This window comes from Spirosoma sp. (genome assembly GCF_048594605.1).
GTDB lineage: Bacteria > Bacteroidota > Bacteroidia > Cytophagales > Spirosomataceae > Spirosoma.
The window spans coordinates 1-4,433 of record NZ_JBMDWV010000160.1 but is presented as its reverse complement, the minus strand read 5'-3'; the positions used below and the strand labels follow the sequence as shown (position 1 = coordinate 4,433).

General features: G+C 51.7%; 2 protein-coding genes. Both read right to left on the bottom strand.

What is annotated here, in order from left to right; all coding sequences use genetic code 11:
- Positions 1-80 precede the first annotated feature (80 nt).
- A complete protein-coding gene (locus ACOJS8_RS10140) occupies positions 81-1,541 on the bottom strand; it encodes a SusD/RagB family nutrient-binding outer membrane lipoprotein (protein WP_420148426.1) in 1,461 nt (486 codons plus the stop codon).
- A 74-nt stretch (positions 1,542-1,615) separates the two neighbouring features.
- Positions 1,616-4,433, bottom strand: a 2,818-nt coding sequence (locus ACOJS8_RS10135; protein ID WP_420148425.1) for a SusC/RagA family TonB-linked outer membrane protein, incomplete at its 5' end; no start/stop codon positions are given.

The window sequence follows — 4,433 nt, the reverse complement described above, 5'->3', positions numbered from 1 at the left end:
CAAAAACGACATGAAACTCAAACTCTGGTTCGCTAAATAAGCAACGTAGCGCGGACGACCGGTCGTCCGCGCTACGTTGCTTATTTAGCGAACCAGAGTTTGAGTTTCATGTCGTTTTTGCCGCCTTGACGGGTCAATGCTTCGTTAAAATTGGCGTAGTTCAACGACTCTTCGGAGCCAGGGTAAGGCAAGCGTGTCGGGATAACATTGCCATTTGTGTTAATCACCGAAGGCGCTAAGGCCGGAATGCCCGTCCGTCGGTACTCCGTCCAGGCTTCGACGCCCTGACCATAAAGCGCAATCCACTTTTGCTCCATAATCTGCGTATAGCCATCGGTTCCCGATTTCAGCGCATTTGTCGTCAGATAAGCCGGTGCTGCCGTCAACCCGTACTGTATATGGGAGGCTTTGATCGCATCGGTATAATTAGTTGCTACGTCGCCAGCCGCCGTGATGCCCTTGTAGGCAAACTCTGCCTTGATAAACAGTAGTTCGGCGTAACTCATGAGTACGCCCGGTGCCGTGGCTGCTACAAAATAATTCCCCACTTTCGAGGTTTTGGATAAACCCAGCGCGTTGGCATCTGATGCAGACAGGCCGTTGGGTACGCCTTTGTAGTCACCTCCGTCGGCTGGTAAATTGGCATATATCGGCAGACGGGCATCGCTGAGCGCCTTCAGCTTGTTTACCAACGTAGCGCCCACCCGGTGATCATCGCGCGTTTTACGATTCTCATTGACTGGATTATTGCTTGGTGCTGCCGATAGATAGACCAACTGGATATTATCGCTGTTGGAGGCCAGTACGGGGTATTTCGCAGGATCTTTCAGAATACGCTCGATCTCGGCTTTTACGTCGATGGGGGCATCGGGTTTTCCCAGCATCCGGTTTAGAATCCGCAGGCTGAGCGAATTGGCAAACTTGCGCCATTTCGTTAAATCGCCGTTTAGCAGAATATCACCCCCAATCGCTTTCGATTTATCAGCTACGTCGATCATTTCACCAGCGGTTTTTAACTCCGCTACCAGACCGGCATATACGTCTTTCTGCGCATCGTATTTGGGTTGTAATATGCCCTCAATTCCCTGAATTGCCTGTTTATACGGTATGTCGCCGTAAACGTCGGTCAGGACAGAAAAAGCAAATGACCGCATAATCATGGCAACTGCCTGATAATTTGTATTGCCCGTTGCCTGACCGATTTTATAAATCCGCTGGTAATCGGCGATGGATTCGATGTACAGGTTTTGCCAGCCTGTGTTGGCAACGTCGTTGGTGACCGTGTACTGGTCGATGTCAGTATATTGAATCCGGGCCCAGTGCTGCGAAAAACCATCGCCCACGTCCATACCCAGCGACCCGCCCCAATAAGCGTTGACCGCCGTCTGGATACCATGCGGCATGAACAGATCCGCCGAGGCTGTGGTAGGTGTATTGGGATTGGTATTGATTTCGGCAAACTCGCCTGTGCAGGCCGTCATACTATACAGTAAGCAGGCCAACGCGGTTTTATGTCGGAACGAATAAAAAATGGATTTCATAATTCGATAGTGATGAGTAGCCATCAGAAGCCTGCTCAATGAGTTGGACTTCTGATGGCTATTTGCCAGAATGATTACAGATTGAAGCTGATATTGAAGCCAATCGAACGAGTTGTCGGAATCTGCCCGTTTTCGATACCCTGCAGGTTTCCATCGTTGTAGTAGCTGGTTTCCGGATCAATGTGCGGGATTTTGCTGTAGAGCAACGCCAGGTTACGACCTACAGCCGAAAAGGTGATGTCGCGGAAAGGCAGGCGAGGGAACACCTTGCCCGGTAACCGATACGTTAGCCGAACTTCGCGCAGCTTCACGTAGCTGCCGTCGAATATGGTTTCTTCGTTGTTGGTAAGCAGATAGTATTTGTGGTGCCACTCCTCCGACGAGATATTCTTGGTATTTGGGGTATAAACCGGGTTCTCAGCCGTTCCTGTATTCACTACGCCCTGGCCAATAATACCCGTTTCGCGGCCAAGCGTCGTTTCGGCCAGCACACCCGTATATCGGCCAATGTTGATGGTCTGAGAGAAAATATCACCGCCGGCTTTAGCGTCGATCAACGTACTGAGCGACAGATTCTTGTAGGTGAATGTGTTCTGGAAGCCACCAATCCAGCGTGGGGTAAAGTTGCCCAATATCCGGCGGGTAGGGTCGATACGGGGGTAGCCGCTGTTGTCGTACACGATCTCGCCAGAGGGTGCACGCAGGAAGCCCTGCCCAAAGAATGTTCCGTAAGGTTGACCCTTCCGTGCTTCAATGGTCATACCGCGTACGGTTCCCAGCGTGTACGTTTCCAGTCCATCGGCCAGTTCAACCACTTTATTCTGGTTGCGTGCCCAGTTGAGTGCTACGTCCCACTGAAAACTAGCCGTTTTCACGGGGGAGCCCGTCAGCTGAATTTCGATTCCCTTGTTCTGTATGCGCCCCGCATTCAGCCATTTCGATGAGAAACCCGTAGCATTCGATACGTTTACGCTCAGAATCTGATTGAACGATTCTTTGCCATAGTAGGCTACGTCGAGACCAACCCGGTTTCGCCATAGTTTTATTTCGGCACCCACTTCGTAAGAATCTGTCAGTTCGGGTTTCAACTCAGCGTTCAGAATGGCATTGCTTTCGGCCAGCGACGGTAACGATCCCCACGCATCCGCATACGAATACGTCTGAAGCAGGTTATATGGATCGGTATCATTCCCCACGCGAGCGACACTCGCCCGCACTTTGGCAAACGACAGCGTCGGCGAATTGACGTTGAACATGTCAGTCAATACCGCGCTCAGAGCCGCCGATGGATAGAAATACGAGTTGTTGTTGACGGGCAACGTACTCGACCAGTCGTTCCGAACGGTCAGATCCAGGAACAGATAATTCCGATAGCCGAGGTTGGCCGAAGCGTATAAGCTATTGATGACTTTCTTCGTGTAGGCTGTGTTCGTCGTTTCGGGCCGCTGGCGCGAATTACCGATGTTCCAGACCCGTGGTATGGCTAGTTCGGTGGCACCTGTGTAATTGCGTTGGGTGTAGTTTGTGCGCTGGTTACCCCCTACGTTGGCCGTTATGTCAAACTCGCCGAATTTGTGCGTAGCATTCAGAAGGAAATCGCTGTTAGTTTCCTGAACAAAAATCAGGTCTTCGTTATAACTGTCGAAGAGGTTAGCGGTCCGGGCTGCGTTTTTGGTCTTGCGTCGATCATTATAAAAATCCGTACCTGTACGGGCTATCAGACTTAGCCAGGGCGTGAACCGATACGTAGCAGACAGGTTACCGAACAGCCGATCTTTGGTGTTTTCGCGGGCACTGACGTTGAGTTGATAATACGGGTTTGTCCAGTAGTTATCGTTCCAGTTACGTTGGTAAATGCTGCCCGGCGCCTGATAGTTTTTCAACTGTTCCATGTCCACCTGCCGGCCGAACCAGATAAAATAAAGCCCCCAGTTTGTGCGGTTGTCGCTGCCGTCTTTCACATAGTTTCCGGTAGCCCGAATGCTAAGTTTATCCGTCAGATTCCATCCTGCGTTGATCGCTATTGTCCGACGTTTGTAATCGGTGTTTGGCAGAATTCCTGTTTGATTCAGGTCCGTGAACGACAGCCGAAAGTCGCCTTTTTCACTTCCGCCCGTCAACGATACGTTGTTGGTCAGCGTGCGGCCCGTCTGGTAAAATTGATTGACATTATCGGGATGAGCAATCCAGGGAGTAGCCTGCCGGACGCCGTTAATCACCGGAGAGTCGAACTGCTCGATTAGTCGTCCATCCAGCTTTGGTCCCCAGCTTTCGTCGACGCCATCGTTAACACCGCCACCCCGACCATCGACGTATTTGAACTGCCCTTTGCCCCCCTGGCCGTATTCATTCTGCCATTCAGGCTGCCGGAAGGGCGTATCGAACGTAGTGTTCGAATTGACCGCTACGCCAATACCTTTGGAGCCTTTACCACTTTTAAGCGTAATAAGAACCACTCCATTGGCACCTCTCGATCCGTACAGGGCGGCCGCGCTGGGACCTTTCAGAACGCTTACATTCTCAATATCGTCGGGGTTAATCGACGCAGCTCCGTTGCCATAGTCGACCGACGTACCGGAGCCAATATTGCTGTTGTCAATAGGTACGCCGTCGACCACGAACAGGGGCTGGTTGTTGCTGCCAATCGAGTTGGCTCCGCGAATCAGCATCCGCGACGAAGCGCCTGGCGCTCCGTTTGAACCTGTAACCTGCACCCCGGCGATACGTCCCGACAGGGCATTGACCAGGTTCGTTTCCCGGGCTTGCGAGAGCTGTTTGCCGCTAAATTCCTGAACCGCATACCCCAGAGCTTTCTTTTCGGGCGTTAGACCCAGAGCTGTTACCACAATCTCGGTCAGATTTGACGCATCTTCGTCCAGCGATAACTCGATG